This is a genomic window from Microbacterium helvum (assembly GCF_014779795.1).
GTDB lineage: Bacteria > Actinomycetota > Actinomycetes > Actinomycetales > Microbacteriaceae > Microbacterium > Microbacterium helvum.
On the sequence record NZ_JACXZS010000001.1, the window covers coordinates 393,588 to 415,435 of the forward strand.

A 21,848-nucleotide genomic window follows, 5' to 3' on the forward strand; every position below is an offset into this window, starting at 1 on the left:
CGCCGCCCAGCGCCCGACCGTCGAGCGTCAGCCGACGAGCCCGAGCACGGTGCCCAGTCGTTCGTCGCGGGGTCCCTGCAGGGGCGGCAGGAGCAGCGTGGTGATGCCGCACTCGACGGCGCCGCCGTCGGGTCGTGACCGATCGCCGACCATGAGGGTCTCGGCTGCGTCGACCGCAAGTGCATCCAGCGCGACAGCGAAGATCGCCGGATCGGGCTTCTGTGCGCCCACTTCGAACGACAGCGCATAGGCCTCGACGAGCGCGGCGAGGCCGACGTCGACGAACGCGGGACGGATGTCGAAGTGGATGTCGCTCACCACGCCGACCCGCACGCCCGAGGCGACCAGCGCCCGGATCGTGTCGGCCGCGTCAGAGGCGAACGGGTTGAACGCCGGGTCGGACTCCGATGCGTACAGCGCCTCGGAGAGCACAGCGTCGATGCCGGCGTCTGCGAGCACCTCGAGGTAGATGCGGCGATGGAGGGCGGCATCCGCATCGATCCCCGGCGTGTCGAACCGGTCCTCAGTGCCGTTGGCCTCGAGGATCCTGGCCACAAGCTCGCGGACGTCGCGCTCCGAGCGCGGACGGCTTGCGCGCCGCAGGCCATCGCCCGCCCACTGGTCCATCGTCGGCGGCACGACGAGCGTGCCTCGCCAGTCGAAGAGCACCGCGCGGAATGTCACGCCCCGAACATATCGACAGCGGCGCACGACCGCGTCCTCATCGGACTCTCATCGAACGAATCACAAAAAGATAACGGCAAACCCTTGCTGTCGTTATCTGGCCGTTATAGAGTGCTTGCACGGTAGTTGTTTTGCTGTGGCAGCTACCGGCATGTGATTGCAGGACACTCTTGGTGCAAGGGACAAGGGCCGGTCGGTAGCCTCTCCGACCGGCCCTTACTCTTGCCGTGTGGCAGAGACAGGAGTGGCCGGCAAGATCGACGTCACGAAGACGGTCGACAGCTACCGCGCGAAGCGCGGCGAGTTCCGGATCGTCGACGTGCCCGCCCGGCGGTATCTGATGATCGACGGACACGGCGACCCCAACACCGCCCCCGCCTACGCCGAGGCGCTCGCGGCGCTGTACCCGGTCGCGTACAAGCTGAAGTTCGCGAGCAAGCGCACGTTGGACCGCGACTACGTCGTGCCGCCGCTCGAAGGCCTCTGGACCGCCGCCGACGTGGACTCGTTCACCACCGCCCGCGACAAGTCGCAGTGGGACTGGACGATGATGATCCTCGTCCCGGCACCGCGCACCTTCGGGTGGCGCGTATGGTCGCTTCGACCCCCGGAAGGCCGCCGACTGCGCCACCTCAGCGCGACGGACTGCGGCTCAGGTGGCGCAACCGGCCACCTGAGTGAAATCGAAGCGACCACACGCGTCACCTGAACCGTCGCCGCCACCGCGGCGCTCGCTCGGCACCGCGCTCACGCCACATCCGCGACGACCTCCACCTTGAAGCCTGCGGCGTTCTCGAGCCACCCCGCATAGTGGTCGGGACCACCCGCATGCGGGTACCGGTCGTGGTACAGCGGACGCCAGCCATGTGCCGGAGCGTCGTGCATGACGGCATCCACCGCGGCACGGTCTCCCGCCGAGAACGCGAGGTGGTTCACCCCCGGACGCCGCCGATCGTGACCCCCCTCGGCCAGGTTCGGCGAGCCGGTGAGCGTCAGGTACGCGCCGCCGTCGCCCCAGGTCTCGCCACCCGGCCACACGCTCAGTCGCATGAGACCGAGGCGGCCGAGCAGCCACGCCCAGTCCTCGCGCACACTTTCGAGGTCGGCGATCCACAACTCGACGTGGTGGAGTCCCATGCGTCAGACTCCGCCGCCGCCACCGCCGCCGCCACCACCGCCTGCGGAGCCGCCGCCCGACGAGCCGCCGCTCGACGACGAGGACGACGCCGACGCGGACAGGTGCGAGATGCCGGACGAGAACGCCGCCGCATTGAAGCCCGACGTGCCGACATACCAGCCGGGGTTGCCGCGGTCTCCGTACAGCACGGCGAGCTCTTCGGCCCACTGCTTCTCTTGCCCGAACACGACCGCGTACGGCAACAGGGCCTCATAGAGCTTCAGCTTCACGGTCGGATCGGTGAGATCCACCGCCACCCGCTCGGCCCCCTGCGGCGACTGCAGCATGCGGATGCGATCCGCCTCGGCCCACTCGATGAACTCCTTGAGCCCGAGAAGGTGATCGCGGGCCTCCGCCCCGGCCGCGGTGAGCGGGTCCCGTGCCACGAGGAGCGTGGCGGTGAGCGCCAACCCGATCCCGCCGAAGAACAGCAGCAGCGGAACCAGCGGGTCCACGAACGACACGAGCGCGGCGACGCCGAACACGATCACGAGCGCGGCCGAGATCCACGCGATCGCGATCGGCCATGCCTTCGCCCCGATCGGCACGACACGTCGGAAGCCGCGCGCCTTCAGGTCGTCGGCGGCCGCCTTGAGCACGGCCTGCGCGGTCTTCGAGAACCTCGTGTCGGTGCCGCCGAACTCGAACTCCTCGCCCGGCACACCCGACGGGAAGAGCCCGGGCAGCAGCATCCGTCCGTCCGCGTCCGCGATCTGCGGATCCTGCAGCACCGCCTTCAGCCGCACGCCGCCGAAGAACTTGCGCGAGCCTTCTTCGATGCGGATGCTGCCCACGATCGCCTGCTCGAGCACCTCGGCCGGCACCGCCTTGGTCGGGCGGCCGAGCAGCACCGCGCTCTGCAGCGCGTCGAGACCGGGCGGCGGCGTGTACTCGGCGATGATCACTGAGCGGCCGGGCGCGTCGCGCAAGAACCTGCGACGCGCCACGAGCGCGGCCACGAACGATCCGCCGAGACCCAGCAGTGCGACGATCCCCTGCAGCCACCCCCACGGCGACGCGAGGTACGACGTGTCGAAAGCCGCGAACGTGCCCTTCTCGAAGGCGATCGCGAACGTCACGGTCTGATACGGTCCGACGTCGGTCGCCGACGCGACGATCCCATCACCCGAGTCCGAGATGGGACACGTCGCCTCGGACCCCTGACTGCCGACGTAGCAGGCCATCGCACCCGTGCGGGCGGCATCCACGTCATCGCTCATCGTGACGCGCGCCGTGATGCTGCCGAACGACTGCGGCCACGCCGTGCCGTTGACGTCCCAGTAGAACTCGTCGACGCCGGTGTCGGGGAAGTAGCGCGTCACGTTCTCAAGCGTGTACGTGAAGACGTACGTCTGACGGCCGTGGACGAAGCCGTCGGCGCGCGAGGTCATGGAGTAGAAGCCGTCGTCGGATTCGGTCTCGGACTCGCGCGGCGTGCCGTTCTCGTCGGTGATCGACACCAGCTGCGGGTGCAATGGTGCGCCCTGGTACGAGTCCGGGACGGCCCTGCGCATGCCGTGGTTCTGGTCGTACTCGGGAAAGAGCGCGACGAACGTCTCGACGACGGTCACGGTGCTCGTGCCGTCTTCGGCACGACCGAGCTGGTATTCGACGTCGAGGCTCTCGAACGAGAAGTCGTCCACGTCGGCGCGCGCCGGCGTCGGGGCTCCGGCCGCGAGCAGGACTCCGGCGAACAGCGCGATCAGCAGGCCGATGACGCCGAGGGGGCGCGGGCGCGACGCGCGCGCTGCAGGAGAGGCCATGCCGCAAGCCTACGGTCCGCGCCAGGCCCTACTCTTGACGATATGACCGACCGCCGCCTCGCCATCGACGCGTGGGAGAGCCTGTTCCGCGCCCAGCATGAGGTGTTCGGCGACATCAACGACGACTTCGACGACGACACGCTGAGCCAGGCCGAGTACGACGTGCTGCTGACCGTCACCCGCGCGGACGACCTCACCGCGCGGCTGCGCGACGTCACCGCCAACATGCTCATCAGCCAGCCGAGCGTGTCGCGCCTCGTCGACCGCATGGTCGCGCGCGGACTGATCACGAAATGCGCGGATCCCGAGGACGGACGCGGCTCGCTGGTTCACGCGACGGATGCCGGAGCCTCGCTGTTCCGCCGCATCGCGAGTGCGCACGGCCGCGCCATCGCCGAGCGGATGTCGATCCTGAGCGACGACGAGCTCTCGCAGCTGCGCGACCTCACCGCGAAGCTGCGCAAGAAGCAGCCCGGCTGCTGACGACCGTCTACGGCGTCCGGCGGCGCAGCGTGAGCGACGCCAGGATCAGCGAGCCCACCGCGAAGGCCACGACGACGAGCAGCGGCCCGAACACGTCCCATCCCTCGTCGCCTGCCGTGACGGCGTTGATGGTGTCGATCGCGTAGCTCAGCGGCAGGATCTTCGAGAACTGGTACAGCGCTTCGGGCATGTCTTCACGCGGCATGAAGAGTCCGCCGAGGATGATCTGCGGGAACACCAGGATCGGCATGAACTGCACCGCCTGGAACTCGGTGCGGGCGAACGCGCTGGCCAGCAGCCCGAGCGCCGTGCCGAGGATCGCGTCGACCACGGCCACCAGTCCGAGCTGCCACAGCTCCCCGTCGACCTGCAGGTCGCACACCCACACGGCGAAGGTCACGGTGATCACCGCCTGCAGCGTCGCCATCAGCCCGAACGCGAGCCCGTAGCCGACGATGAAGTCAGCCTTGCCGATGGATGTCGTCATCAGGCGCTCGAGCGTGCCCGACCGCCGCTCGCGGAGCGTCGTGATCGACGTGATGAGGAACATCACGATGAACGGGAACAGCGCGAGGATCGGGCCGCCGAACTGGTCGAAGACCCCCTCCTGGTCGCTGAACAGCCAGGCGAACAGTCCCACGAGCAGGCTCGGGGCGACGAGCATCAGCGCGATGGAGCGCGGGTCGTGGCTCAGCTGCCGCAGCACGCGGCCCGCCGTCGCGAAGGTGCGCACGCCGTTCATGACGCGTCCTGCCCCGACGGCGGCCCCGGCTCGGGATGCTGCGCATGCTCGCGGGCCTCGCGGCGGGTGAGGGGATGATCGGATGCCGCAGCCCGGTCGCCGCCGTGCGCATCGTGCTCGATGAGCGCCAGGAAGGCGGCATCCGGATCGGTCGTCCCGGTGTCGGCGAGCAGTCCGTCCGGGGTGGTGTCCGCGATGATGCGGCCGGCCCGCATGAGCAGGAGCCGGTCGCAGCGCAGCGCCTCGTCCATGACGTGGCTCGACACGATGAGGGTCGTTCCGGCATCCGAGAGCCCTCGGAACACGTCCCACAGCTCGGACCGCAGCAGCGGGTCCAGGCCCACGGTCGGTTCGTCGAGCACGATGAGCTCGGGGGTGCCGAGCATCGCCACCGCGAGCGAGACCCGATTCTCCTGTCCGCCGCTCAGCGACCCGATGGTCTGGTCGCGCTGGTCGGCGAGCCCGACCTGCTCGATCACCCGGTCGACGTCGCTCCGCGGCGCTCCGCCCAGCCGCGCGAAGTAGCGCAGGTTCTGGCGGATCGTGAGGTCGGAGTAGACCGAGGCGGCCTGGGTGTCATAGGCCACGCGGTGCCGCAGGCCCCGCGACCCTGCCGGTTCACCGAGGACCGTGACCGTTCCTCCGGCGACTTTCTGCACCCCGACGATGGAGCGCATGAGCGTCGTCTTGCCGCACCCGGACGGCCCGAGCAGCCCCGTGATCTGCCCGCGCGGAATGACGAGATCGAGCCCGGCGAACACCTCGGTAGCGCCGCGCCGGACCCGCAGTCCACGCACCTGGACGGCATCCATGCGCTCAGAGTAGACCCGCATCACCAGCGGTTGTGGACCTCTTCCGCCCAGCCCAGGATTCCGTCGAACGCGACCGCTTCGCCACCGGGGATCTGGAAAGAACCCGACCAGTGCCCGAAGCACTGATCGGTGCGCGACGACAGCACCGCGAGGTTCGTGCGGGTCGTCTTGTCGTAGAAGGGCGCGAAGGATGCCGCCAGCCCGCCGCCGGTGATCCGCCAGGGCTTGCGCCAGTCGGCGATGTCGTAGTCCCACGTGAGCTCGTCGTGGATCTTGTGCAGGCGGCCGTCGACGAAGAACGCGTTCTCGGTGGACCCGGTGCCCTCGGTCCAGCGGCCGCCGACTTGGATGCCGATCGTGCGGCCATGCGAGACGCCCGAGCCGGCGCCCCAGTTCCACGCGATGTCGTACGGCCAGCGGCCCCGGCCGTGGTCGAGCACCGCCCACGACTCCCCCGCAGGGACCTCGTGGGTGACGCCGTCGACGGTGACGGTGCCCGAGGCCGGGCGCGCGACGTCCTTGACCGTGTACTGGAACCGCGTGCGGCTCCACGGCACCACGACCGCGAGCCGCTCGTGGCCTTCGGGAAGCTCGGCGAACACGTCGAACGACGCGCCGGGGATCCGGGCGCGCAGCCGGGTGCCTCTTGCGCCGGTCCCTGAGCCTGTCGAAGGGATCACCTCGATCTCGAGGTCCTTCGCCCGCGCACGCGCGGGCCCGCTCTCGACTCCCGCCGGAAGCTCGGCGCCCCGCGCGGGGATGACGGTCGCGCCCTTGCCCCACGTGCGCTCGGTGGCGCGATCGAACACCCACACCTCGTGCACCGCCGCGTAGTCGATCGATGGCACGGTGAGCGCGAGGATGTGCGTCGGCGTCGTGACGTTCCAGTACTCCCAGCGCTTGTTGCGGCCGAACCCCCGGCCGATGCCCGACGTGTCGACGAGCGGCTGACGCGCCCAGCCGATCGCGTCGGGGTTCACCCTCCCGTTCGCGAGCGTCAGCGACACGGGGGCGGTGAGCTCGCGCTCCGTCATGCGGGGTCCTTCCTGAGGCGCGGGGATGCGGCATCCCTCAGTCGATCGTTGATCGCGCGCATCACGTCCTCGGGAACCTTCACGAACCGCCGATCGTACGTCACGAGCCCGTTGACCTCTTCTTCGACGTCGGCGAGCTGCGTGTACACCGTGACGGCGAGGCCGCGGGCGATCGCCGGCGCGATCTCGCGGTCGTGCAGGCGTTCGAGGGCCGCGACGAGCTGATCGCGCGAGCGGTACTTCTTGTAGCCGAACGTCGTCGGGCTCCAGGTGTGCTGCGGCACGGCGAGGCTGTAGCCGCCGTACTCGGTGAGCGCGATGACGCGCCCGTCGCCGCGCGGCGCCTTCACCGGGCGGAAGTAGATGTGAAGGCTGCGCAGGTCGCCGGCACCCTGGTCGTGCCAGCCGCTCGCGTGGTCGACGGGGCGCGTGGGGTCGAGCTCGCGCACGACGCCCGCGATGCGCGCCGCGTCGAACTGCCCCCAGCCCTCGTTGAACGGCACCCACAGCGACAGCGACGGCACGCTGCGCAGGTGCTCGATCATGTCGCGCAGCTCGCGCTCGAACGCGACACGGCCGGTCTCGTCGGCCCGCCCGAATCGCGCGTGCCTGCGATCGTCGAGCGTCGGCGAGGCGATCGCCGGCGCCGACACCACGAGCGGGTTGTAGCTCGTGCCGCCACTGACGGCGTCCTGCCACACCAGCATGCCGAGCCGGTCGCAGTGGTGGTACCAGCGCAGCGGCTCGACCTTGATGTGCTTGCGCAGCATCGTGAACCCGAGGCGCTTCGCCAGGCGGACGTCGTACTCCAGCGCCGCGTCCGACGCCGGCGTGTACCCGCCGTCCGGCCAGTAGCCCTGGTCGAGCAGGCCGACCGGCAGGTGCGGCCGCCCGTTCAGCAGCAGCCGTGCGAAGCCGCGGTCGTCCACGCCGACGCCGAACGACCGCATGCCGACGTACGACTCGACGACATCGTCGCCGAGCGTCACCCGCACGTCGTACAGGAACGGGTCGTCCGGGCTCCATGTGCGCACCATCCCGTCGAGCACGACCGCCGTCGGCTCGCCGACCGGAAGATCGATGGATGCCGCCACCCGCTCGCCGTCGTGCACCTCGACCCGTGCGGTCTCGGAGCCCGCCGCATGCTCGCTGTGCACGGTGACCACGACGGCTCCGGCGTCGAGGTCGGGCGTGAGCACGAGGCGATCCACCGCGAGGCGAGGCACGATCTCGAGCCACACCGTCTGCCAGATTCCCGACTGCGGCGTGTACCAGATGCCGCCCGGACGGCTCGTCTGCTTGCCGCGTGAGAGCCACGAGGCATCGGTGACATCCCGCACCGCGACGACGAGCTCGTGCTCGTCGGGGTCTCGGTCTGCGGCGAGCGCCGCCGTGATGTCGAGGGCGAACGGCAGGTACCCGCCGCTATGGGCGTGAGCGCCGTCGCCGCCGACCTCGACGCCGTCGACGGCGACGCGGCACGACTGGTCGACGGCGCCGAAGTGCAGGATCGCGCGCTCGCCGTCGCGGAGGCCGCGAGGCAGCGCGAAGGAGCGCCGGTACCAGAGCGTCTGGTCGGCGCGGAGGGTGCGGCCGACACCCGACAGCGCGGTCTCAGGAGAGAACGGCACGACGATGCGACCGTCCCAGGTGCCGGGCGGCGCGGTCGGGTCATCCACGGCCACCGGGTCGGCGCCCTCGGCTCCTGGTCCCTGAGCCTGTCGAAGGGGCGTGATGGCGTGGTCCCACCGCCCGTTGAGGTTCGTCCACGCCCCGCGCACGAGCTGGGGGCGCGGATACTCCGGCAGCGGGGCGTCGGGATCGAGCGTCTCGGCCCACGGGGTCAGCAGCGTCATGCCTGGGCCTCCGTGACCGCCGGGCCGGCGGCATCCTGACGTCTCCTGTCGTGACGACGCAGCAGCAGCACGGGCACGACCACGAGCACGGCGACCACGGCCGCGGCGGGGAAGATCCAGGGCGTGGGCACCTGCTTGACCACGCCGAGGTCGACGTACGTCTCGGCCGCGCCGACGATGACCGCGGCGCCGATGAAGGGGCCGGCGACCATCGGGATCAGCACCGCAGCGATCATCCGCAGCCCCTGCACCATGCCGACACGGTCGGTCGGCGTGGCGTCGCGGACGCTCGCCGAGATCGCGGCGACCGACAGCATGAAGCCGGCCATCATGACTGTGCCCGCGACGATCACCGCGACCATGTCGCGCACGAAGAACATCGCGACCAGGCCCGCGACGAGGATCGCGACGGCGGGCAGGATGGTGCGGACCTTTCCTTCTGCGTGCCGCTGGCCCACCCGGTCGATCACCCGGCCGCCCAGGACGCTCGCGATCGAGGCGAGGATCAGCACGCTCGCGAGCACGATCGCGTATCCGTCGATGCGCAGATAGCGCTGGATGTAGATGATCAGGTAAGGGATGAACACCTGGGTGCTGGTGCCGACGACGGCGTACGCGAGCAGCAGCAGGTACAGGCGAGGGTTCGCGCGGATCGTGCTCGGGCGCAGCCCGTAGACCACCGTGGCGAGGTAGGCGCCCTGCGCCGACTCGATGCGCTCGGGGTCGCGCACCAGGAACCACGCGACGACGCCGACGGCCGCGGTCACGAGCCCGACGATGCCGAAGAACAGCGTCCATTGCCCGGCCTGCGTGAGTCCGTCGAGCGCGCCGAAGACGACCAGCATGCCGATGAGCGGCATGATCGCGAGCACGCCGTCCACGCGGCCGCGGTTGGACGGGTCGGTCGACTCCGTCACCCACGCATTGAACGCGGCGTCGTTGGCGCCCGAGCCGAAGAACGACATGACGCAGTCCAGCGCCACGATCGCCACCACCGCCGTGCCGACAGCGAGTGCGGCATCCGCTCCCGTCGACGGCTGCACGAAGCCGAACGTCGCCGTCGTGAGGCCCCACAGCACGTAGCCGACCGCGATGAACGGACGGCGGGTGCGGGCGCGGTCCGACCAGGCGCCCACCAGCATCGTCGCAAGCGTGGCCGCGACGGCGGAGGCCGCCACCAGCGTCGCGATCACGGTGGGGTCGGTCGTGATCGTGTCGTACACGAACACGTTGAGGTACATGTTCTCGACCGTCCAGGCGAGCTGGCCGACCAGGCCCAGCACCACGACGGTCACCCACGTGCGGGCGGCGAGTCGGTGGGCGCGAGGGGTCTGCGCGCGCGGCGGCGCGGGCGCAGGAGATTCTGCGGGCATCGGCATCCTTGCTGACGGTCCGGGTACGGGTGTTCCAGGGGGTGGAGCGCTTCGATCCTAAGCCGACATAGTCTGACGCCATGCGCACTCCTGACCTCGCCCGCCTGCAGGTGGTCACCGGGCCGATGTTCGCCGGCAAGTCCGAAGAGCTGATGCGCCGCGTCCGCCGCGCGCGCATCGCAGGGCTCTCGGTCGAGCTCGTCAGCCACGCGTTGGACGACCGGCGCGGCGCCGGACAGGTGAGCTCGCACTCGGGTCTGAGCGTGCCCTCGCGCACCGTCCCGGACGCCGCTGCCCTGGCGACCGAGACGCGCGGCCGCGAGCTCGACATCGTGGCGATCGACGAGGCGCAGTTCTTCGGTACGTCGCTCGTCGACGCGGTCGACGAGCTGCTCGCGGACGGCATCACCGTGATCGTCGCCGGTCTGTGCGTGACGTTCGACGGGCGACCGTTCGAGCCGCTGCCCGCGCTCATGGCCACGGCCGAGGACGTCCTGAAGCTCACGGCCGTGTGCGCCGTGTGCGGCGCCGACGCGGCGTTCCACCAACGCCTCGCGCCCGGCGACGTCGCCGACGCCCGCGTGCCCACGGCCGAGCAGGTCGGCGGCATCGAGTCGTATCAAGCGCGCTGCCGCCGTCACTTCACCGGCGGTGCGCTCAGCACTCGATGACGTTGACGGCGAGGCCTCCCTCGCTGGTCTCCTTGTACTTCGTCGACATGTCGATGCCGGTCTGGCGCATCGTCTCGACCACGGCATCCAGCGAGACGTAGTGCGAGCCGTCACCGCGCAGCGCCAGGCGCGCGGCGGTCACCGCGGTCGACGCGGCGATCGCGTTGCGCTCGATGCACGGGATCTGCACGAGGCCGCCCACGGGGTCGCACGTGAGCCCGAGATGGTGTTCCATCGCGATCTCGGCGGCGTTCTCGATCTGCCGGTTCGTGCCGCCCATGACCGCGGTCAGCCCGCCGGCCGCCATCGCGCACGCCGAGCCGACCTCGGCCTGGCAGCCGCCCTCGGCCCCCGAGATGGACGCGTTGGCCTTGAACAGCGAGCCGAGGGCCGCTGCGGTGAGCAGATAGCGACGGATGCCGCGCCGCCGGTTCGCATCGGCCACCTGGTCGTCGTCCCAGGCGCCGGATTCCTCAGGCTGCGCGACATGGCCGTCGTATCCGAGCAGCGCGCTGCCGACGAGCTCGCCGTACGGAGTCACCGCGTTGCCCGAGCCGAGCCCGGAGTCGGCGAGGAAGCGCCACCAGTACATCGCGACGGCAGGCACGATGCCTGCCGCGCCGTTGGTCGGCGCCGTGACGACCCGGCCGCCGGCCGCGTTCTCCTCGTTGACGGCGAGCGCGAACGCGCCCAGCCACTCGCCGGGCAGCTCGCGCCGTCCGTCGGCCTCTGCGGTCTCCAGCTGCGCGCGGATCGCCGCCGCCCGCCGCTTGACCCCGAGCATGCCCGGCAGCACGCCGTCGGCGCGCAGGCCCGCCTCGACGCAGCCAGCCATCGCGTCCCAGATCGCGTCGAGACCTGCGGCGACCTCCTCCTCGCCCCGCAGCGCGGACTCGTTCAGCCGTGCCGCCTCGGCGATGGTGAGCCCCTGCTCGTCGCACAGGTGCAGCAGCTGCTCGGCGCTCGAGAAGTCGAGCGGATAGGCGTGCGCCCGCACCTGCGGCGGCTCTCCCTCGCGGCGGATGAAGCCCCCGCCCACGGAGTAGTACGTCTCTCGGGCGAGCAGTCCGTCTTCCGGGACCGGCTGGGCGTCCTGGACGACGGCCGTCCCGGTCGAACGGATGCCGCCGGCCGAGGCGAGCGCGCGGTCCGGGCCGTCGTCCGGCCCGGCCCAGGCCTCGAGCGTCATCGCGTTCGGGTGCGCGGGCAGCCGGGTCCGAGGCGCGAACACGACATCGCCGCGGTCGAACGGCACGGCGTGCACGCCGGCGACGTCGAGGTGCCGCCCGTCGGGCCAGCCCGTCCACGCCGCGCGGACGGCATCCGGATCCACCGTCTCAGGCTCCAGACCCTGCAGTCCCGCCACGACGGCGTCGGGAGTGCCGTGGCCGATGCCGGTGGCGCCGAGCGAGCCGTAGAGCGTGCAGGTGACGCGGCCGACGCGCGGCAGCACACCGGACTCGCGCAGGCGGACGGCGAAGTCGTGGGCGGCCCGCATGGGTCCGACCGTGTGGGAGCTCGAGGGTCCTACGCCGATGGAGAACAGCTCGAACGCCGAGACGTAGGCGCTCATCCCGACCAGGCTACGCCGCTCGGGAGCGCACTCTGCCCACCGTAATGGATTCGAGAGCGACAGGATGCCGCATCCCCAGCCGATCCGGCCGCGCACTGTGCACGCCACCGAGCATCACACGCGCGGTTGGAACGCGATCAGACCGACGGTGTTGCCCTCGGAGTCCTTCACGAACGCCTGCCACTCCTCGTGACCCGCGGGGCCGAGCGTGTCGTCGTCGTGCGTGAAGATCACGTGCGGCGCCGACACGACCTCGACGCCCTCGCCGAGCCGATCGAGCGCGGCCTGGACGTCCTCGACGCGCAGATACAGGAGTGCGGACGGCGCATTGCGATCCAGCAGCAGCCGGACCCCGTCGAGGTCGAAGAACAGCAGCCCCGGCGGATCGAACCGCGCTCTCGGCGGAGCGCCGAGGAGCGTCTGGTAGAACTCCGCCGCACGGTCGAGGTCGTCGGCACGCTGCGCGATCTGCATGAGTCTCATGGCGACATTCTCGTGCGCGCTCGTCCCCGCACACACGTGCCGCGATGCGCCGCCTTGCTCACGAGCGGCGGGTGCGGTAGGCAGAGAGGGCAACGGCTAACGAGTCAGGGGGCTGCCACATGCTTTTCGTGCTCTACCTCATCCTGCTGATCGGCGGAATGGTGCTGCTGGGGATCTCGTTCGCTTCGCCGCTGCCCGCATTGCTGTTCGTCGTCGGACTGCTGTGCATCGTGCTGGCCGTCGCTCTGCCGATCTCTGCCGGCGCCTTCGAGCAGCGCAAATAGCCTGATCGCGCCGTCGACGCGACAAACCGGCTAGGCTCGGGAACTTCATCTGTCCCGGCCGAGGAGGTTGCCGTGTCTGTTGTGGAGGAGCCGATCTGGCTCACGCAGGACGCTCTGCGTCAACTGCAGGACGAGCTCGACGCGATCGTGGGCGACAGTGCCGCCGACGACCAGTCGCTGGCGCGTGCCGTCGAGCTGCGCAGCATCATCCGGCGCGCGCAGGTCGGCGCGCGCCCCGATGACGGCATCGTCGAGCCCGGCATGCGGGTCACCGTCGAGTTCGCCGCAGACGGCTCGCAGGACACCTTCCTGCTCGGTTCGCGGGCGCTGCTCGGCGCCGACGGGGACGTCGCGGTGTACTCCCCCGAGTCGCCGCTCGGCCAGGCGATCGCCGGGCTGCTCCCCGGCGACCGCTTCGAGTACCGCGCCCCGAGCGGAGCGACCGTTGCGGGCGCGATCGTGAGCGCCGTCCCGCACGCGTGATGCGTCTCGGCGGCCACCGCGAGGACGATCCGCGCTCTTCGGAGTGATCACCGATGCTCGTGTAGCGCCTGCTCGTCGACTGTCGTAGCTTCGTGCGAAGCTCCGGGTGTGAGGACACCGACGGGAGGCGGCATGCGGGGTGAGGCGACCGTGCTGCACGCGGATTTGGACGCGTTCTACGCGTCCGTCGAACAGCGAGACGCCCCTGCGTTGCGCGGCCGCCCGGTCATCGTCGGCGGGGGCGTGGTGCTCGCTGCGAGCTATGAGGCGAAGGCGCGCGGCGTCCGCACGGCGATGGGCGGACGGATGGCGCGCGAGCTCTGTCCGGATGCCGTCGTCGTGCCGCCGCGCATGGAGGCGTACTCGGCGGCCAGCAAGGCCGTCTTCGCGATCTTCCGCGACACCACGCCGCTCGTCGAGGGACTGTCGATCGACGAGGCGTTCCTCGAAGTGGGCGGGCTGCGGCGCATCGCCGGAAGCCCCGAGCAGATCGCGGTGCAGCTGCGCCGGCGCGTGCGCGCGGAGGTGGGACTCGCCATCTCGGTGGGGGTCGCGCGCACCAAGTTCCTCGCCAAGGTCGCGAGCGCCGTCAGCAAGCCCGACGGCCTGCTCGTGGTCGAGCCCGACCGTGAGAGCGAGTTCCTGCTGCCGCTGCCGGTCGAAAGGCTCTGGGGTGTCGGAGCGGTGACCGCCGAGAAGCTGCACCGGCTCGGCATCCGCACCGTCGGGCAACTCGCGGAGCTCGAAGAGGCGACCACCGCGAGGCTGCTGGGCCGGGCGGCCGGCGCCCACCTCCACGCGCTCGCGCGGCTGCGCGATCCGCGTCCGGTGGACACCACCCGTCGGCGGGGATCGATCGGCTCGCAGCGCGCCCTCGGCAACCGGCCGCGCTCATCCGGCGAGCTGGAGGTCATCCTCACGCAGATCGTCGATCGGCTCAGCCGCCGCCTGCGTGACGGCGACCGCGTATGCCGCACGGTGGTGCTGCGCCTGCGGTTCGGTGACTACACGAAGGCCACGCGCTCCCGGTCGTTCCGTTCGCCGACCGATCGCACGGCACTCATCCTCGCTGTCGCGCAGGGTCTCCTCGCCGCCGCCCAGCCTGAGATCGCGGACCGCGGCGTCACGCTGATCGGCGTCTCGCTGTCGCAGCTGGGGCGTGTCGACGGCGTTCCACCCGAACTGCCGATCGACTGGGACGACGGCGTGCGCCTCGACTCGGTGCTCGATGCCGTCCGCGACCGCTTCGGCGCGGCGTCGGTGTCGCGGGCCGCGCAGCTCGGACGAGACCCTGGATGGTCGACGCCGCTGCTGCCCGAGCACGAGTGACCGTCGCGGAGCGGCAGCCGTCGATGTCGGCGGCCGCGCCTACTCTGCCTGCATGCCCGAACGCGTCGAACTGTGGTGGGCCCGCCGCCAGTTCTCCAAGGGCGCCGAGGTCCCGTACCCGGTCGGCACCTATCGCGAGGCCTGGGCGTCGTACCCCGCCGTGATCCGTCAGTACCATCCCGAACTCAATGCGGGCATCGTGCTCAGCCAGGTTCCGCCGGCCGCCGACGTGCTGCTGCTGTGGCAGTGCGAGGCCGGGCACAAGTTCGCGGCCACGCCGGACGAGCAGCGCAACCGACCCGGCCGAGAGCGACGGCGCTCCGCCTGGTGCCCCGAGTGCTCCGACCTCGCGCGCCCCGCCCGCGCGCTGCCGATGCGCGACGTGGTGACCCTGCCGGGTTCGCCGGTGCCCGCCGCGGTCGCCGCCCCGGTCGGTCGCACCGTGCTCCGGCCGCGCCGACCTCCGCGCACCGTGCAGCTGTGCCCGAAGACGCCCGATCTTCCCACCGGCTCGGCATTCCTCTCGGCCTGCGCACCGAAGCCCGCATCAGCCGTGGAGGCGCGGCTGCGCGCGGACCTGTTCGCCCGGCTCGCACTGACCCCCGGGCTCAACGCCGTCCGCGTGGCGCGGCCCTTCTTCGACCACCTCGAGGTGTGGCCCGACATCGTGCTGCCCGAGCTGCGCGTGGCGATCGAGTACGACAGCACCGGCCGCCATGGGCTGGAGCACGTCGGCAAGAAGGAGGACGCCGACCGGCGCAAGGACCGGGCGCTGCGGGCGGCGAAGTGGGAGGTGGTGAGGGTCCGCACCGGCAGGCTTCAGCCCCTCGGCCCGCACGACCTGCAGGTGGCCGCCTGGAACGCCAAGACTCTGGACCGCCTCATCGATGCTCTCCGCGAGATCCGCGGGCCGCTCCTCGTCGACCCCTACCTCGTGTGAGGCTCGTACGTCCGTCACGGTGCGGCGAATCCGCCGGTCATCCGAATCATCTGCGGGGATAGTGTCGTATTCGAGCGTCGCCGTTCGTGGATGAGGTGTGCGACCCTTCCGGGTCGCCGCGACAGGGAGCCACGACACGGCTCTCGTCCTTGAGAGGAGACGGCAATGCCGAAGTATCTGATCGCGTTCAATGACGAGTGGGTTCCCCCGCACACCGCCGAGGAGCTGCAGCGCAAGAGCGAGGCCTCGCGGGCTGTGCTGGAAGACATGACCGCCGCCGGCGTCTTCCTCTACGCAGACGGCGGGATCGACGCATCGACCGCCGTGTTCAGCGTCGTGAACAAGGGCGGCGAGCCGGTCTTCACGGACGGACCGTTCGTCGAGACCAAGGAGCACCTCGGCGGGTTCACAGTCATCGAGGTGCCCGACGACGAAGCCGCTCGCTACTGGGCGGGCCGGCTGGCCGTGTCGCTGGACTGGCCGCAAGAGGTGCACCGCTTCCCGTCCGACATGGCCGAGATCGTCGAGAAGCATGCGACCACGAGCGCGTGAGATGACCCGGGAGTCGTGACGCGCCCGGCTGTCGACGAGGCCATCGCCCGCGCCCACCGCGAGGAGTGGGCGCGGCTGGTGGCGGGCCTGACCCGCCGCTTCGGCGACGTCGGGCTGGCGGAGGATGCCGCGGCCGAGGCGTATGTCGCCGCGATGGAGCGCTGGCCGGATGACGGCGTCCCGCCCAATCCGGGTGCGTGGCTCACCACCACCGCGACGAGGAAGGCGATCGACCGGCTGCGCCGCGAGTCCCTGCGCGATGCCAAGCACCAGGCCGCCCACATGCTGTCCGACGACACGCCGCCCGAACCCGTCGGTCCGGTCGAGGACGACCGGCTGCGGCTGGTCTTCACCTGCTGCCATCCGGCGCTGTCGATGGAGGCGAGGGTCGCGCTGACGCTGCGCCTGCTCGGAGGCCTCACCGTCGCAGAGATCGCGCATGCCTTCTTCGTGGCCGAGACCACCATGGCGCAGCGGATCACGCGCGCGAAGGCCAAGATCAAGGCGGCACGGGTGCCCTTCCGCGTTCCCCAGGCAGCCGACCTGCGGGAACGGCTCTCGGGTGTGCTCGCCGTCGTCTATCTGATCTTCAATGAGGGCTACCTCGCCAGCGCCGGCGGCGACCCGCTCCGAGCCGATCTCGTCGACGAGGCGATCCGGTTGGGGCGCCTGCTGCATACCCTGCTCCCCCGTGAGGGCGAAGTGACGGGGCTGCTTGCGCTCATGCTCCTCGTCGATGCGCGACGGCCGGCGCGCGTCTCGCGCACCGGCGAACTGCTGACGCTCGACGAGCAGGACCGCGGTGCGTGGAATCAAGGCCTGATCGCGGAGGGTCACGCCCTGGTGCGTGAGAGGATCGCCGCCGTCGCCGCCGGCGCCGGACAGCCCGGCCGCTATCAGCTTCTGGCGGCGATCAACGCGGTGCACACCGACGCCCCGTCGGCGCGTGACACCGACTGGTCTCAGATCGTCGCCCTGTACGACCGCCTGCTCAGGGTCGACGCCTCGCCGATCGTCCATCTCAACCGCGCGATCGCGGTCGCCGAAGTCGACGGGCCTGACGTGGCGCTCGCCGAGATCGAACGGCTCGCCGAACCCCTCGACGGGTATCACGCGTATCACGCTGCTCGCGCCGACCTCCTGCGCCGAGTCGGTCGCAGCCGCGAGGCCCGTCGTACGTATGACCGGGCGCTCGGCCTCGCGGGGAATCCCGCAGAACGGGCTTATCTGACCCGTCGCCGCGACCAGCTGGTGTCGTGATCCACGGACGCGGGCGACGCGACTCCTGACCCCGCCCCGCCCGGCGAGTACCGTGAGGTGCACGCACGCCGCGAAGGGGGTTGCTCATGGGCGAGTCGACGACCGGATCCACAGGCATCAGTCCGGCCGCGTTCCAGCGTGCGCCGGGCGTCGCGGACTGGCGGGTGACGGCGACAGGGCCTCAGGCGGTGTTCATCGCCGAGTCGCTCGCCGACGCCGCGGGGCTCGTCGCCCCGGTCGTGGCGGCAGCCGAACGCTGCGGCATCCTTCCCGACATCGATGTGCGACCGGAGGGCGTGATCGTACGGGTCCCGCCTCGGGATCCGCAGGGCATTCCGGCGCGTGCACCGGAGTTCGCCGCGCTGGTATCTCAGGCGGCCAGCGAACGGCACCTGGCGGCCGACCCCTCGCGCATCCAGTCGATCGGCGTCTACGTCGCCGAGCACTCGCGCGCGGATGCCCGCCCCTTCTTCCTGGCCGCGCTGGGTTACGACGCGCTCGGCGACACCGACGCGGCCGATCCGCTGCGCAGCGGCCCGCAGCTCGCCTTCAATCCGATCTCCGGCGACGTCGCCGGGCGGGGCCGCACGCACTTCGACGTCTTCGTGCCCGCTGACCAGGCGCGCAGTCGAGTGGATGCCGCACTCTCTGCCGGCGGACGCCTGGCCGACGACTCGCATGCGCCGATGTGGTGGTCACTCGCCTCGCCCGACAACCACGGCGTCGACATCGCCTCCTGGACGGACACGTACGACGGCTGAGGCGGGCGCAGGCGCCTCGACCCGAGCGCAGATACAGAAAAAGCCCCGAACGGGGCTTCTTCCGGTTACTGTCTCAACACAGTGCGCGCCTCGAGGGACTCGAACCCCCAACCTTCTGATCCGTAGTCAGATGCTCTATCCATTGAGCTAGAGGCGCCCGTTGCACACTCTCGCGCACAACGTCGTCAAGAATACCTGACGGATCGACTGCGCGCGAATCGAGAGCGGATGCCGGATTCCCGGGCGTGTCCGTCGACTCACGGATCGATCACGTCGAGCGCACGAAGCTGGCGCTGCAGCGCCACACGCCGGTACGAGGTGTCGATGAGCTCGCCCAGGAGCGCCCAGTCGCCGGCATCCTCGTCCACACGCAGCGCGAGCCAGCCGGAGGCTCCCTCGTACGGCGGGACGAAGACATCATCGCGCTCGAGCAGCGCCGGACGTTCGAGCTCGTCGGGGATGAACAGCACCGCGGGTTCGGGGCCGACGCCGACGATCGCGAACTGACGCTTGCCGGCACGGAACGTGCAGCGGCCGTGCGCGATGGCCTCGACGGCCTCGGGATACGGCAGGCAGATCGCGCGCACCCGCACCGCGAGCGGATGCCCGGGCGGGAACCACATCGGGTGCGCTGCCGGCGCAGGGGCCTCGTCCACGAGGGCGAGCGTACGCCCCGCGGGCGACAGGCGTCAGCCCTCGAGCTCGCTCACGTCGATGCCCGACACGCGCGGAGACGGTGTCACCACGGGCGCCGGGGTGTCCGCGTCGTCCGCGTCGGCCTCGTCGGCGCGCCGCTTGTGCGCCGCCAGGCGCGGCAGGTCGACGAGGCGGATCGACTGCATGCGTGCGGCGCGCATGCGCTCGTAGTCGGGGTCGAGGTCGGCGCGCATGCCCTCGACCTGCAGACGGCGCTGCAGGTTCGCCTCGACGTCGCCCCAGGCGGCGTCGCGCGACTGCTCGATGAGCGTGCGGACGACGTGCGGGTCGTCGGCCATGCGGCGCAGCGCCTGTGCGACCCCCGCGTACTGGCGTCCGCGCTTGCGCAGGTTGCGGGTGTCGCGGTCGCGGTAGTCGTGAGTGCCGTCGGGGTCGGTGAACTTGCCCCAGGCCTTCTTGCGCTGCCTCTTCACGAGCTCTGCGGCGGCGTCCTGCTCGTCGGCGAGCGCGATCAGCGTCTCATGCGCGAACGGCGCGAAGCGTGTCACCTCGAAGGGCTCGTCGTTCGCGATCGTGTCGACGAGGATGCGGTTGCGGATCGAGAGGCGCGCGGCGGCGGACGCGATGGACACCCCTTCGGCGATCGCCTCTGCGGTCTTGCCCATCACACCTCCCATGAAGAGGCTAGCGTCCGCGAGGGCTTCGTGAGTCGGCGAGAATCGTAGGCGCGATCGTCGACGAGGACGATCCCGAGCGAGAGGCTGCACATGACGAGACGGCGACCCCTTCAGGTGCGCGGGCGCGCGACGGTCATCACCGGAGCCGCAGCCGGAATGGGCGCCGACGTCGCCCGGCAGCTGGCGGCGAAGGGCGCACGCGTGGCGCTCGTGGATCGCAACGCCGAGGGCCTGGACGCGGTCGCGTCCACTCTCGAAGGGACCGGCCACACGACACACGCCGTCGACCTCACCGACGACGCGGCGGTGACCGACGCCGTCGCCGAGGTGGAGGCATCCCATCCCCGCATCCAGGCGCTCATCACGTGCGCCGGGTCGTCCATGCTCGGCGACCTCGGCCAGCTCACGATGGCCGAGATGCGGTGGCTCATGGACGTGAACCTGTGGGGCACCGTCAACATCACGCAGGCGCTCCTGCCCGCGATGCTGCGCGAGCCCGCCGCACACATCACGCACCTCGTGTCGATCTACGGGCTGGCCGCTCCCGCCGGGCGGATCCCGTACGCGATGAGCAAGTTCGCGGTGCGCGGCTTCACCGAGGCACTGCGGCACGAGCTGGAGCGCACGACCGTGAGCGTCGGCGCCGTCTACCCGGCGGGCGTCAAGACGGGCATCATCCTGCGCGGCCGGTACGCCGCGGCGATCGACCCCGAGGTCGCCCAGCGCGCCGCCGAGGCTCAGGCCGCGATGTACCACACCGAGCCGGAGGACGCGGCGGCGCGCATCGTGGACGCCACCATCGCGCGCCGTCCGCGCATCATGATCGGGCGCGAGGCGCGGCTGGTCGACGTGCTGACGCGCATCACTCCCGTGCACTACTGGGCGCCGATGCGCCGCCCGCTGCGCGACGCGATCGACACGCGCACGCCCGTGCGCTAGCAAGCCCGCGGCCTCGGCGCAAGCCCCGTCGTCCCGGTCGACTGTCGCCGTACGGTGGAAAGACCACCCCACGAGAGGAGCGACCGATGGGATTCATGGACGACGCCAAAGAGACCGCGGAAGCCGTCGGCGAAAAGCTGAAGGACGCGTGGGAGGACACCGCTGATCGGATCGACGACAAGGTCGACGAGATGAAGGCGGATGCTGACGTCAAGAAGGCCGAGGCCGAGCGCGACTCGGTCAAGGCCCGCAACGACATCAAGGAAGACCTGCGCGACCACTGATCCGCAGACGACGAAGGCGGAGCCGACCGGGGGGCCGGCTCCGCCTTCATCATGCGGGGCCCGATGCGAGCGGCGCCGCGGAGATCAGCCGATCGCCGCGATGCGCCACGATGCGGTGGTGGATGCTTCCGGCTCGAGCACGATCAGACCGGCGTCGTAGTCGTACGAGGCCGCATTGAACGCGTCGGGCGCACACGTCATCGGCTCGACGGCGAGGCCCAGACGGCTCTCCGCCGGGTCGGGCTTGTCGGCCGTGTGCACCTGGACCCACGGGCACGCGGCATCCCACGTCATCTCGACGCCCTGGCCGGAGGCATCCGTCAGCCGCACCGTCGCGAAGCCCTCGGCGTCGCGGATGAGTCCGGTGTACGCGTGGTCGATCTCGGCAGACCCGATGGGACGCGCCGTGCGGAAGTCGAAGCGCTCCGGGTCGTCGCCGTCGACCGGGCCGAGCGCGACAGGGCTCAGGCGGTCGGGCGTGACCGACAGCACCTCGGCGGCGGGCAGCTCCAGCGTCCAGCCGTCGACGTGTCCCTCGCCGCCCACGAGGTACGGGTGCGGGCCGGTGCCCCACGGCGCGGGCGCGTCGCCCTCGTTTCGCGCGCTGACGGACTGGGTCAGACCGTCAGGGCCGAGCGAGAACGTCGTGCTCACGACGAGGCGCCAGGGGTAGAACGTGGACGGCTGGATGACGGCGGCCAGGGTCACATGGTCGGGGCCCTTGTCGATCGCCTCGAAGTCGAGCCACGTCGCGAGGCCGTGCAGCGCGTGCGAGCGGGCAGGCTCGGTCAGCGGCAGCTGGAAGTCGCTCCCGCCGAACGAGTACCGCCCGTCGACCACGCGGTTCGGCCACGGCGCGAGGGTCGCGCCGCGGTGCGCCGGGCGCACCTCGTCGGCCTCGAACGGGACGACGAGGTCGCGACCGCGATAGGTGAGGGAACGGAGCGTCGCACCCACGCTCGCGACGACGGCTTCGTAGTCGCCGGCGCGGAGCGCGTGCTGGGTTCCGGATGCGGGGGGACGTGCCATGA

At 70.9% G+C, this 21,848-nt stretch carries 24 protein-coding genes, 1 tRNA gene and 1 pseudogene; 12 read left to right on the forward strand and 14 right to left on the reverse strand.

All coding sequences use genetic code 11. The annotated features are described in order from the left end of the window. Positions 1-27 precede the first annotated feature (27 nt). A complete protein-coding gene (locus IF188_RS01770; RefSeq protein WP_191170055.1) occupies positions 28-684 on the reverse strand; it encodes an HAD family hydrolase in 657 nt (218 codons plus the stop codon). A gap of 229 nt (positions 685-913) precedes the next feature. Between IF188_RS01770 and IF188_RS01775 the strand changes: the two are divergent. Beyond that, positions 914-1,249 (forward strand): annotated as a pseudogene (locus IF188_RS01775) (GyrI-like domain-containing protein); the annotation flags it as partial. 182 nt (positions 1,250-1,431) lie between these two features. Here the strand turns inward: IF188_RS01775 and IF188_RS01780 are convergent. Together IF188_RS01780 and IF188_RS01785 are read right to left on the reverse strand one after the other, a co-directional pair. Beyond that, entirely contained in the window at positions 1,432-1,821 is a 390-nt protein-coding gene (locus IF188_RS01780) for a VOC family protein (RefSeq protein ID WP_191170057.1), read from the reverse strand. A gap of 3 nt (positions 1,822-1,824) precedes the next feature. Beyond that, positions 1,825-3,624, reverse strand: a complete 1,800-nt coding sequence (locus IF188_RS01785) for a DUF2207 domain-containing protein (protein WP_191170058.1) — start codon at positions 3,622-3,624, stop codon at positions 1,825-1,827. Positions 3,625-3,666: 42 nt separating this feature from the next. On the opposite strand from IF188_RS01785, the gene IF188_RS01790 reads away from it, so the two are divergent. Next, complete coding sequence (locus IF188_RS01790) at positions 3,667-4,107, forward strand: MarR family winged helix-turn-helix transcriptional regulator (RefSeq protein ID WP_191170059.1); 441 nt, start codon at positions 3,667-3,669, stop codon at positions 4,105-4,107. A 7-nt stretch (positions 4,108-4,114) separates the two neighbouring features. On the opposite strand, the gene IF188_RS01795 is transcribed toward IF188_RS01790, so the two are convergent. From IF188_RS01795 to IF188_RS01815, 5 genes are read right to left on the reverse strand one after another with little or no spacing between them, the layout of a single operon-like run. Beyond that, positions 4,115-4,849: an ABC transporter permease gene (locus IF188_RS01795; RefSeq protein ID WP_191170060.1), complete on the reverse strand. Its 735-nt coding sequence runs from the start codon at positions 4,847-4,849 to the stop codon at positions 4,115-4,117. After that, positions 4,846-5,661 (reverse strand): ABC transporter ATP-binding protein, encoded by an 816-nt coding sequence (locus IF188_RS01800; protein ID WP_191170061.1) that lies wholly within the window; start codon positions 5,659-5,661, stop codon positions 4,846-4,848. The genes IF188_RS01795 and IF188_RS01800 overlap by 4 nt, the downstream gene beginning before the upstream one ends. A 20-nt stretch (positions 5,662-5,681) precedes the next feature. Then, positions 5,682-6,695, reverse strand: coding sequence for a DUF2804 domain-containing protein (locus IF188_RS01805; protein WP_191170062.1), 1,014 nt, complete (start codon positions 6,693-6,695; stop codon positions 5,682-5,684). Beyond that, a complete protein-coding gene (locus tag IF188_RS01810) occupies positions 6,692-8,551 on the reverse strand; it encodes a glycoside hydrolase family 2 protein (RefSeq protein WP_191170063.1) in 1,860 nt (619 codons plus the stop codon). Before IF188_RS01810 ends, IF188_RS01805 begins: the two co-directional genes overlap by 4 nt. Further along, positions 8,548-9,924, reverse strand: coding sequence for an MFS transporter (locus tag IF188_RS01815; RefSeq protein WP_191170064.1), 1,377 nt, complete (start codon positions 9,922-9,924; stop codon positions 8,548-8,550). The genes IF188_RS01810 and IF188_RS01815 overlap by 4 nt, the downstream gene beginning before the upstream one ends. Positions 9,925-10,004: 80 nt before the next feature. Between IF188_RS01815 and IF188_RS01820 the strand changes: the two genes are divergently transcribed. After that, positions 10,005-10,595 (forward strand): thymidine kinase, encoded by a 591-nt coding sequence (locus tag IF188_RS01820; RefSeq protein ID WP_191170065.1) that lies wholly within the window; start codon positions 10,005-10,007, stop codon positions 10,593-10,595. Here IF188_RS01820 and IF188_RS01825 read toward each other — a convergent pair. Further along, positions 10,582-12,168, reverse strand: coding sequence for an L-serine ammonia-lyase, iron-sulfur-dependent, subunit alpha (locus tag IF188_RS01825; protein ID WP_191170066.1), 1,587 nt, complete (start codon positions 12,166-12,168; stop codon positions 10,582-10,584). The two genes, IF188_RS01820 and IF188_RS01825, sit on opposite strands and share 14 nt — an antisense overlap. 114 nt (positions 12,169-12,282) lie before the next feature. Further along, positions 12,283-12,651, reverse strand: coding sequence for a VOC family protein (locus tag IF188_RS01830; RefSeq protein ID WP_191170067.1), 369 nt, complete (start codon positions 12,649-12,651; stop codon positions 12,283-12,285). A 119-nt stretch (positions 12,652-12,770) separates the two neighbouring features. On the opposite strand from IF188_RS01830, the gene IF188_RS01835 reads away from it, so the two are divergent. From IF188_RS01835 to IF188_RS01865, 7 genes are all read left to right on the forward strand, one after another. Continuing rightward, positions 12,771-12,935, forward strand: a complete 165-nt coding sequence (locus IF188_RS01835) for a hypothetical protein (protein WP_185843053.1) — start codon at positions 12,771-12,773, stop codon at positions 12,933-12,935. Positions 12,936-13,007: 72 nt separating this feature from the next. After that, on the forward strand, positions 13,008-13,418 hold the full coding sequence (locus IF188_RS01840) for a GreA/GreB family elongation factor (protein ID WP_191170068.1): 411 nt from the start codon (positions 13,008-13,010) through the stop codon (positions 13,416-13,418). Positions 13,419-13,550: 132 nt separating this feature from the next. Then, positions 13,551-14,747 (forward strand): DNA polymerase IV, encoded by a 1,197-nt coding sequence (dinB, locus tag IF188_RS01845; protein WP_191170301.1) that lies wholly within the window; start codon positions 13,551-13,553, stop codon positions 14,745-14,747. A 52-nt stretch (positions 14,748-14,799) separates the two neighbouring features. Continuing rightward, a complete protein-coding gene (locus IF188_RS01850; RefSeq protein ID WP_191170069.1) occupies positions 14,800-15,687 on the forward strand; it encodes a zinc-ribbon domain-containing protein in 888 nt (295 codons plus the stop codon). A 165-nt stretch (positions 15,688-15,852) separates the two neighbouring features. Continuing rightward, positions 15,853-16,239: a YciI family protein gene (locus IF188_RS01855; protein WP_191170070.1), complete on the forward strand. Its 387-nt coding sequence runs from the start codon at positions 15,853-15,855 to the stop codon at positions 16,237-16,239. Between the two features lie 15 nt (positions 16,240-16,254). After that, positions 16,255-17,499 (forward strand): RNA polymerase sigma factor, encoded by a 1,245-nt coding sequence (locus tag IF188_RS01860; protein WP_191170071.1) that lies wholly within the window; start codon positions 16,255-16,257, stop codon positions 17,497-17,499. A gap of 86 nt (positions 17,500-17,585) precedes the next feature. Then, positions 17,586-18,260, forward strand: a complete 675-nt coding sequence (locus IF188_RS01865; protein ID WP_191170072.1) for a VOC family protein — start codon at positions 17,586-17,588, stop codon at positions 18,258-18,260. Between the two features lie 84 nt (positions 18,261-18,344). On the opposite strand, the gene IF188_RS01870 is transcribed toward IF188_RS01865, so the two are convergent. The 3 genes from IF188_RS01870 to IF188_RS01880 all read right to left on the reverse strand — a co-directional run bounded on the left by IF188_RS01870 (position 18,345) and on the right by IF188_RS01880 (position 19,582). After that, positions 18,345-18,417 (reverse strand) — tRNA-Arg (locus IF188_RS01870). 100 nt (positions 18,418-18,517) lie between these two features. Next, the gene (locus IF188_RS01875) at positions 18,518-18,916 is read right to left on the reverse strand and encodes an MmcQ/YjbR family DNA-binding protein (RefSeq protein ID WP_318152713.1); all 399 of its coding nucleotides are present in this window, start codon (positions 18,914-18,916) and stop codon (positions 18,518-18,520) included. 33 nt (positions 18,917-18,949) lie between these two features. Next, the gene (locus IF188_RS01880) at positions 18,950-19,582 is read right to left on the reverse strand and encodes an asparagine synthase (RefSeq protein ID WP_224751275.1); all 633 of its coding nucleotides are present in this window, start codon (positions 19,580-19,582) and stop codon (positions 18,950-18,952) included. A 102-nt stretch (positions 19,583-19,684) separates the two neighbouring features. On the opposite strand from IF188_RS01880, the gene IF188_RS01885 reads away from it, so the two are divergent. Together IF188_RS01885 and IF188_RS01890 are read left to right on the forward strand one after the other, a co-directional pair. After that, positions 19,685-20,533, forward strand: a complete 849-nt coding sequence (locus IF188_RS01885) for an SDR family NAD(P)-dependent oxidoreductase (protein ID WP_224751276.1) — start codon at positions 19,685-19,687, stop codon at positions 20,531-20,533. An 86-nt stretch (positions 20,534-20,619) separates the two neighbouring features. Next, positions 20,620-20,817 carry a hypothetical protein gene (locus IF188_RS01890; RefSeq protein WP_191170074.1) on the forward strand — a complete coding sequence of 66 codons (198 nt, stop codon included), beginning with the start codon at positions 20,620-20,622 and terminating at the stop codon, positions 20,815-20,817. 84 nt (positions 20,818-20,901) lie between these two features. Here the strand turns inward: IF188_RS01890 and IF188_RS01895 are convergent, their stop codons facing one another. Beyond that, the gene (locus IF188_RS01895; protein WP_191170075.1) at positions 20,902-21,846 is read right to left on the reverse strand and encodes an aldose 1-epimerase family protein; all 945 of its coding nucleotides are present in this window, start codon (positions 21,844-21,846) and stop codon (positions 20,902-20,904) included. Positions 21,847-21,848 lie beyond the last annotated feature (2 nt).

Excerpts from the sequence above, each read along its gene's own strand:
- IF188_RS01780 (WP_191170057.1), bottom strand. The coding sequence starts at position 1,821 with ATGGGACTCCACCACGTCGAGTTGTGGATCGCCGACCTCGAAAGTGTG.
- IF188_RS01785 (WP_191170058.1), bottom strand. The coding sequence starts at position 3,624 with ATGGCCTCTCCTGCAGCGCGCGCGTCGCGCCCGCGCCCCCTCGGCGTC.
- IF188_RS01790 (WP_191170059.1), top strand. The coding sequence starts at position 3,667 with ATGACCGACCGCCGCCTCGCCATCGACGCGTGGGAGAGCCTGTTCCGC.
- IF188_RS01795 (WP_191170060.1), bottom strand. The coding sequence starts at position 4,849 with ATGAACGGCGTGCGCACCTTCGCGACGGCGGGCCGCGTGCTGCGGCAG.
- IF188_RS01800 (WP_191170061.1), bottom strand. The coding sequence starts at position 5,661 with ATGGATGCCGTCCAGGTGCGTGGACTGCGGGTCCGGCGCGGCGCTACC.
- IF188_RS01805 (WP_191170062.1), bottom strand. The coding sequence starts at position 6,695 with ATGACGGAGCGCGAGCTCACCGCCCCCGTGTCGCTGACGCTCGCGAAC.
- IF188_RS01810 (WP_191170063.1), bottom strand. The coding sequence starts at position 8,551 with ATGACGCTGCTGACCCCGTGGGCCGAGACGCTCGATCCCGACGCCCCG.
- IF188_RS01815 (WP_191170064.1), bottom strand. The coding sequence starts at position 9,924 with ATGCCCGCAGAATCTCCTGCGCCCGCGCCGCCGCGCGCGCAGACCCCT.
- IF188_RS01820 (WP_191170065.1), top strand. The coding sequence starts at position 10,005 with ATGCGCACTCCTGACCTCGCCCGCCTGCAGGTGGTCACCGGGCCGATG.
- IF188_RS01825 (WP_191170066.1), bottom strand. The coding sequence starts at position 12,168 with ATGAGCGCCTACGTCTCGGCGTTCGAGCTGTTCTCCATCGGCGTAGGA.
- IF188_RS01830 (WP_191170067.1), bottom strand. The coding sequence starts at position 12,651 with ATGAGACTCATGCAGATCGCGCAGCGTGCCGACGACCTCGACCGTGCG.
- IF188_RS01835 (WP_185843053.1), top strand. The coding sequence starts at position 12,771 with ATGCTTTTCGTGCTCTACCTCATCCTGCTGATCGGCGGAATGGTGCTG.
- dinB (WP_191170301.1), top strand. The coding sequence starts at position 13,551 with ATGCGGGGTGAGGCGACCGTGCTGCACGCGGATTTGGACGCGTTCTAC.
- IF188_RS01850 (WP_191170069.1), top strand. The coding sequence starts at position 14,800 with ATGCCCGAACGCGTCGAACTGTGGTGGGCCCGCCGCCAGTTCTCCAAG.
- IF188_RS01855 (WP_191170070.1), top strand. The coding sequence starts at position 15,853 with ATGCCGAAGTATCTGATCGCGTTCAATGACGAGTGGGTTCCCCCGCAC.
- IF188_RS01865 (WP_191170072.1), top strand. The coding sequence starts at position 17,586 with ATGGGCGAGTCGACGACCGGATCCACAGGCATCAGTCCGGCCGCGTTC.
- IF188_RS01880 (WP_224751275.1), bottom strand. The coding sequence starts at position 19,582 with ATGGGCAAGACCGCAGAGGCGATCGCCGAAGGGGTGTCCATCGCGTCC.
- IF188_RS01885 (WP_224751276.1), top strand. The coding sequence starts at position 19,685 with ATGACGAGACGGCGACCCCTTCAGGTGCGCGGGCGCGCGACGGTCATC.
- IF188_RS01890 (WP_191170074.1), top strand. The coding sequence starts at position 20,620 with ATGGGATTCATGGACGACGCCAAAGAGACCGCGGAAGCCGTCGGCGAA.
- IF188_RS01895 (WP_191170075.1), bottom strand. The coding sequence starts at position 21,846 with ATGGCACGTCCCCCCGCATCCGGAACCCAGCACGCGCTCCGCGCCGGC.